This is a genomic window from Polaromonas sp. P1_E1_2 (assembly GCF_056406035.1).
This window is the reverse complement of the sequence record NZ_JBFUAZ010000298.1, coordinates 1-4963: the sequence shown is the minus strand read 5'-3', so window position 1 is coordinate 4963 and position 4963 is coordinate 1. Positions and strand designations below refer to the sequence as shown.

Annotated in this window: 5 protein-coding genes; 3 read left to right on the top strand and 2 right to left on the bottom strand. The window is 59.0% G+C overall.

What is annotated here, in order from left to right; genetic code table 11:
* The 3 genes from AC1D1P_RS14120 to pbpG form a co-directional block, all read left to right on the top strand.
* On the top strand, positions 1-568 hold a 568-nt coding region (locus AC1D1P_RS14120; RefSeq protein ID WP_477673420.1), incomplete at its 5' end, for an alpha-isopropylmalate synthase regulatory domain-containing protein.
* A gap of 52 nt (positions 569-620) precedes the next feature.
* Complete coding sequence (locus AC1D1P_RS14115; RefSeq protein WP_457278603.1) at positions 621-2159, top strand: 2-isopropylmalate synthase; 1539 nt, start codon at positions 621-623, stop codon at positions 2157-2159.
* Positions 2160-2363: 204 nt separating this feature from the next.
* Entirely contained in the window at positions 2364-3428 is a 1065-nt protein-coding gene (pbpG, locus tag AC1D1P_RS14110) for a D-alanyl-D-alanine endopeptidase (protein ID WP_477670843.1), read from the top strand.
* A 74-nt stretch (positions 3429-3502) separates the two neighbouring features.
* On the opposite strand, the gene AC1D1P_RS14105 is transcribed toward pbpG, so the two are convergent.
* Complete coding sequence (locus AC1D1P_RS14105; protein ID WP_477670842.1) at positions 3503-4282, bottom strand: IclR family transcriptional regulator; 780 nt, start codon at positions 4280-4282, stop codon at positions 3503-3505.
* 75 nt (positions 4283-4357) lie between these two features.
* Positions 4358-4963: arginyltransferase (locus tag AC1D1P_RS14100; RefSeq protein ID WP_477673419.1), on the bottom strand; the 606-nt coding region annotated here is incomplete at its 5' end.

The window sequence follows — 4963 nt, the reverse complement described above, 5'->3', positions numbered from 1 at the left end:
CGTCAACAGCCAGTCCGGCAAGGGTGGCATCGCCTACTTGCTGGAAAGCGAGTTCGGCCTCGAGCTCCCGCGCCGATTGCAGATCGAGTTCAGCCAGGTGGTGCAATCGGTGATGGATGCGACCGGCAAGGAGTTGACCGGCAAAGACATCTTTGCGCTGTTTGAAAAGGAATATGGCGTGCAGACCATCGCCGCACCCCAGCGCCTGGTGATTGAAGAAACCGGAAAGACCGGTGGCGAGTCCTTCCACATTAAAGCCGAGGTCGAGTTTGCGGGCCGCCATCACGCCGTTGAAGGCACCGGGACGGGCCCCATCGATGCTTTCGTGGGTGGCCTGGCCGCAGCGACAGGCCACTCCGTTCGCGTGCTGGACTATCACGAGCATGCCATCGGAGCCGGGGCGAGCGCGCAGGCCGTGGCCTACTTGGAACTGCGGATCAACGACCAGACGCTGTTCGGCGTCGGTATGGATGGCAACATCATCTCCGCATCGCTCAAGGCCATAGTCTCGGGCCTGCAGCGCAGCAAGGCCAGCCAGCCTGCAGGCGTTGCTACCATTACGGGTTAACCGCTTCAGATACCTCAAAACACAGAGCGCCCAACGCATCAGGAATCCCACCATGACCGACAAACTCATTATTTTTGACACTACCTTGCGCGACGGCGAGCAATCGCCCGGCGCCTCCATGACCAAGGACGAAAAGCTGCGGATTGCCCGCCAGCTGGAGCGCCTGAAGGTCGATGTGATCGAAGCCGGGTTTGCTGCCAGCTCCAATGGCGATTTCGAATGCGTGAAGGCTATTGCGGAGGTGGTGAGGGACTCCACCATCTGCTCGCTGGCGCGTGCCAACGACAGGGATATCTCCCGCGCTGCAGAAGCCTTGAAACCTGCGGCATCGGGGCGTCTGCATCTGTTCCTTGCAACCAGCGCCCTGCACATGGAAAAGAAACTGCGCATGACACCCGATCAGGTGTTCGAGCAGGCCAAGCTCTCCGTGCGTTTTGCCAAAAATCTGATGGGCGATATCGAGTTCAGCCCTGAAGACGGTTATCGCTCCGACCCGGATTTCCTGTGCCGTGTGCTGGAGGCCGTGATCAAGGAAGGCGCGACCACCATCAACGTGCCCGACACGGTAGGCTACGCCATCCCCGAGCTCTACGGCAACTTCATCAAGAACCTGCGCGAGCGTATCCCCAACAGCGACAAGGCTGTCTGGTCCGTGCACTGCCACAACGACCTGGGGATGGCCGTGGCCAACTCTCTGGCCGGTGTGAAGATTGGCGGCGCGCGGCAGGTGGAATGCACCATCAACGGGCTGGGCGAGCGTGCCGGCAACTGCTCGCTTGAAGAGGTGGTGATGGCGGTCAAAACCCGCAAGGACTACTTCGGCCTCGAACTTGGAATCGACACGCAGCACATTCTGGCGGCCAGCCGCATGGTGAGCCAGACCACCGGTTTTGTGGTGCAACCGAATAAGGCCGTGGTCGGCGCCAATGCGTTTGCGCATGCCTCCGGCATTCACCAGGACGGTGTGCTCAAGGCGCGCGACACCTATGAAATCATGCGCGCCGAAGACGTGGGGTGGAGCGCCAACAAGATCGTGCTGGGCAAGCTGAGCGGGCGCAATGCGTTCAAGCAGCGTCTGCTGGAGCTCGGTGTCGCCATGGAAAGCGAAGCGGACATCAACAACGCCTTCGCCAAGTTCAAGGAACTCGCGGACCGCAAGAGCGAGATCTTTGACGAGGACATCCTGGCGTTGGCGAGCGATGAAAGCGCTTCGCATGACAACGAACAGTACGGCTTTGTGTCCCTGTCGCAACACAGCGAAACCGGCGAACGCCCTCAGGCCAGCGTCGTGTTCACTGTGGCCGGCAAGGAAGTCAAAGGCGAATCCGACGGCAACGGCCCTGTTGATGCCTCCCTCAAAGCCATCGAGTCACACGTCAAAAGCGGTGCGGAGATGGTGCTTTACTCTGTGAACGCCATCAGCGGATCAACAGAAAGCCAGGGAGAAGTCACGGTGCGTTTGCAAAACAGCGGGCGGGTGGTCAATGGCGTGGGCGCCGACCCCGACATCGTGGTGGCGTCGGCAAAAGCCTATTTGAGCGCGTTGAACAAACTCCAAAGTAAAGCTGACCGCGTGGCGGCACAGGGATGATGTAACAATTCGGAAAATAAAATCCTTTGTATTCAATGACTTAGCGTTGAATCTGGGTGCGAATGGGGCTTTGACCGTTAAAAACGTCACAAAGTGAGTGTGTTTTTAGGAAAGTCGCGCAAGTTTTTGATATTGCGTGACTTTTTCTATTTGTATACACTCCAGCCATCCCATTCATTGCAATCCCACGCAGGCAAGACCACCATGTCTCATCAGATTTTCAATCGCGCATTAAAAATCGTTGGATTCATGGCCCTGATCGCCGCCTTTGCAGTGCCAGCCGCGAATGCGGCAACCGCCAAAAAAACCATTGTCAAAAAGCAGCACGCCTCGTCCAAGGCGTCGGTTTCCCAAAAAGTTATTTCCACACGCAAGAGCGTACGTTTTGTTGCAGGTACAAAACGCAGAAGCATCATCCGCGTGTCCATTCCGGCCAAACCATCCTTCGGTCAGATTGCCGGTTTGCACGGTTCGCAAGATCCCCTTGAACTGAAGTCCAGCGTCGCGCTGGTGATCGACCAGGACACACGTGAAGTGCTGTTCAGCAAAAACGATCACGCTGTGTTGCCGATCGCATCCCTCACCAAATTGATGACCGGCGTCATCGTCAGCGGCGCCAAGCTGCCCATGGATGAGCTCATCACCATCACGCAAGACGACGTGGACACCGAAAAGGGCAGCAGTTCACGCCTGAAGGTCGGCACCACGCTCACGCGTGGTGAGCTGCTCCACCTGGCCCTGATGTCCAGCGAGAACCGCGCAGCGCACGCCCTGGGCCGTACCTATCCCGGTGGCATGGGCACGTTTGTCAACCTGATGAACGCCAAGGCAAAAATGCTGGGCATGACGGACACCAGCTATGTGGAGCCCACCGGCCTTTCAAGCCGCAACCAGTCCAGTGCGCAGGATCTGGCGACGCTGGTCAACGCAGCACATGGCGACCCCATGTTGCGTGAGCTCTCCACATCGACGGGTTATCAAGTTGCAGTCGGCACCCGCACGCTGCAGTACAACAATACAAATCGCCTGGTGAAAAACCCCGACTGGGATATCGGCCTGCAAAAAACCGGCTACATCTCTGAAGCTGGCCAGTGCCTGGTCATGCAGACCAAAATCGCGGGCCGCAAACTGATCATGGTGTTTCTGGATTCCGCCGGCAAGCTGAGCCGTCTGGGTGATGCCGAGCGCGTACGCCGCTGGGTGGAGTCGAATCCGGTGGCCGAACCCAAGGTGAATGTCAGCACCTCTATCAAGCAGGTGAACGGCTAAGCCTTCCCGAGGTGCGCAACCTGCTATCTTATTTATAGCTGCTCGCGTCCAATCTGATTGGGCTGTAGCCTCTTTTACCTGGGTTTGTAACCCAGCGCGGCTGAAATCTCATTCGCAGTCGCCTGCAACTTGGGCAGCCAGTGTTCGTCCAGCCGGTCAGCCGGGGCCGAAATCGACAAGCCCGCTACCAGCTGGTTCTGGTCATCGTAAATACCTGCAGCCATGCAGCGCACTCCCAACTCCAGTTCTTCGTTGTCGCGCGCGATGCCGTATTGGCGTGCTTTGGAAAGCTCGCGCTCCAGAATTGGCAGCTGCGTGATGCTGTTGCGTGTCTGCCCCGGCAGGCCGGTGCGTGTCGCGTAGGTGCGCAGGCGCTGCGGGTCGTCAAACGCGAGGAACAGTTTGCCCACAGACGTTAGATGCAGCGGCGCACGGCCCCCGATGGCCCGCACCACCTGCATGCCGGAGCGTTCACTGTAGGCGCGCTCCACGTACACGATTTCGTCGCCCTGGCGCATGCTCAGGTTGACCGGCTGCTGCGTGAGCTTGTGCAGTTCGCGCATGGGCAGCAGCGCAGCGTCACGGACGTCCAGGCGGGCCTTGACGAGGTTGCCCAGCTCCAGCAGTCGCATGCCCAGCCGGTAGCTGCCCGCTGCGGGGCGATCCACAAAACGGCCCGTGGCCAGATCGTTCAGGATGCGATGTGCGGTAGAGGGATGGAGCCCCGACTTCTCGCTGATTTCCTTGAGCGAAAGCGCTTCTTCGCGGTTCGCCAGGATTTCGAGCAGCGTGAACATCCTTTCAATGACCTGAACGGTCGGTGTCGCGGGAAGGGCTGAATCGGGCTTTTTCATGTGCAGGCTTTCTGCTGCAAATTTTACCCTGTGAAATCCTGATGCGCTGGATGATGCGCCTGGTGGGGCCGATGCCTATGCCTTGTCGGATGGCCTGCCTGTATTTTCTGCCGCAGGCTCTGCGGAAAGCACCCACTGCCCGTCGACCAGCACTTCGTTGGGCCTGAATCCGGCCTTGTAGTTCATTTTTGGGCTTTCCGCGATCCAGTAGCCCAGGTACACATAGGGCAAATCGAGGCGCCGGGCCTGCTCGATCTGCCACAGCACGCTGTAGTTGCCGTAGCTTGCGCGGCCATCCGGCTCGTAAAACGTATAGACCGCGGAAATGCCGTCCTCCAGCACATCAAGGATGGACACCATCTTCAGAGCGCCTGGCTCGCCGTCAGGCAGGCTTTCGCGAAACTCCACCAGGCGTGAATTCACGCGGCTTTGCAGCAGGAACTGGGTGTATTGGTCAATGCTGTCATGGTCCATGCCGCCGCCTGCGTGACGGCCGTTCTGGTAACGCAGGTAGAGCTGGTAATGCTCCGGCATGAAGCAAAGCTTGAGGATGCGGGCCTGTAGCGTCTGGTGCCGCTTCCAGGCGCGGCGCTGGCTGTTGTTGGGGCTGAAGCTGCCAACAGGCACCCGTAGCGGGACGCAGGCCTGGCACCCATCACAGTAGGGGCGGTAGGTAAACAT